Below are 1763 nucleotides of genomic sequence, written 5' to 3'. Positions count from 1 at the left end.
GCACTGCGCAAGATTCTGGGTGAGCACGTGACTCAAAAAGGCTCTTTGGTAGACTCAGAGCGCCTGCGTTTTGACTTCTCACATTTTGAAGCCGTTACTGCCGATCAATTAAAAGCGATTGAAACTCTGGTGAATGACCAGATTCGCGCCAATTCCTCAGTGGCTACCGAACTGTGCGATATGAATGCCGCCAAAGCCAAGGGTGCAATGGCTCTCTTTGGTGAAAAATACGGTGATACCGTGCGTGTCCTGACGATGGGTGATGGTTTCTCCGTTGAGCTTTGCGGCGGCACCCATGTCAATCGCACAGGTGATATAGGTTTGTTCCGCATTACCTCTGAATCTGGTGTGGCTGCAGGTATTCGTCGTATTGAGGCGATTACTGGCACTAAAGCATTAGAGTTGTTTGATCGCGTTGAGTCGTTGGTGGATACCGCCGGCCGCAGCCTCAAGGCCAATCGCGAGTCGTTGATTGAAAAGCTGGATGCTTTGGTGGCGCAAAACCGCAAATTGGAAAAAGATCTGGCGGCACTTAAAACCAAATTGGCAACTGCAGGTAGCGGTGATGTGTTGTCGCAAGCAGTAGATGTTCAAGGAATTAAGGTGTTGGCCTTGAATCTTGAAGGTGCCGATGCCAAATCCCTTAGAGATACTGCAGATCAATTCAAAAACAAGTTGGGCTCGGCGGTAGTGCTGCTCGCTGCAGTAGAAGGCGATAAGGTTGCATTGATTGCCGGTGTTACCCAGGATGCTACCGGTAAAGTAAAAGCGGGTGACTTGATGGGTTTTGTTGCCGGACAATTGGGTGGCAAAGGTGGCGGACGCCCTGATATGGCGCAGGGTGGCGGAACCAATGTTGCAGGCCTTGATGCTGCATTAGCATCAGTTGTGCCATGGGTTAAATCCCAACTCGGTTAATAGCTGTACAGAAAGGTGAAGGAAGTGTTATTAATCCGCTTTTAATCACCCATTTGGGTTAACTTTTATCGCAATCTGGTGTTTAATTGGCGCCTTTTTTGTGATCTGGTTAGTAAGTATTAGCAATCGTCAATTGATAAAGGATAGGCTGTAATGAGCTTATTGGTTCAGAAATACGGTGGCACCTCAGTTGGTTCCATCGAGCGTATCGAGCAAGTTGCCGACAAGGTGGCTGGTTTCCGTGCACAGGGTCACGATATGGTCGTGGTGCTCTCTGCTATGAGTGGCGAGACTAATCGCTTGATTGGTTTGGCTCAGCAAATTCAAGATACTCCTGATCCGCGTGAATTGGATGTATTGGTCGCTACTGGTGAGCAAGTAACTATTGCGCTCCTGTGCATGGCGCTGAAAAAGCGTGGTGTAGATGCCCGTTCATACACTGGCGGCCAAGTGCGTATTCTCACCGACAATGCCCACACCAAGGCGCGCATTCAGTCTATTGATGAAGAAAATATGCGCGCCGATCTCAAAGCTGGCCGCGTAGTCGTAGTCGCTGGTTTCCAAGGTGTAGATGAGAATGGCAATATCACAACGCTTGGTCGTGGTGGTTCAGATACTACTGGTGTAGCGCTTGCTGCTGCATTAAAAGCGGATGAATGCCAGATCTATACTGACGTAGACGGCGTATATACAACCGATCCACGTGTTTGTGAGCGCGCGCGTCGCTTGGAAAAAATTACCTTTGAAGAAATGCTGGAAATGGCCAGCCAGGGTTCCAAAGTCCTGCAAATTCGCTCTGTAGAGTTTGCTGGCAAATATAAGGTGCCTTTGCGTGTGTTACACAG

2 protein-coding genes are annotated in these 1763 nt (G+C 49.0%); both read left to right on the top strand.

Translation table 11 applies throughout. The features are described from left to right. Window positions 1–918: DHHA1 domain-containing protein (locus tag AAGC78_RS08285; RefSeq protein ID WP_435783593.1), on the top strand; the 918-nt coding region annotated here is incomplete at its 5' end. Window positions 919–1071: 153 nt separating this feature from the next. Next, on the top strand, window positions 1072–1763 hold a 692-nt coding region (locus AAGC78_RS08280), incomplete at its 3' end, for an aspartate kinase (RefSeq protein ID WP_435783592.1).

It is taken from the genome of Cellvibrio sp. (assembly GCF_039207905.1).
Classification (GTDB): domain Bacteria; phylum Pseudomonadota; class Gammaproteobacteria; order Pseudomonadales; family Cellvibrionaceae; genus Cellvibrio.
This window is presented reverse-complemented; position numbering and strand designations above follow the sequence as displayed.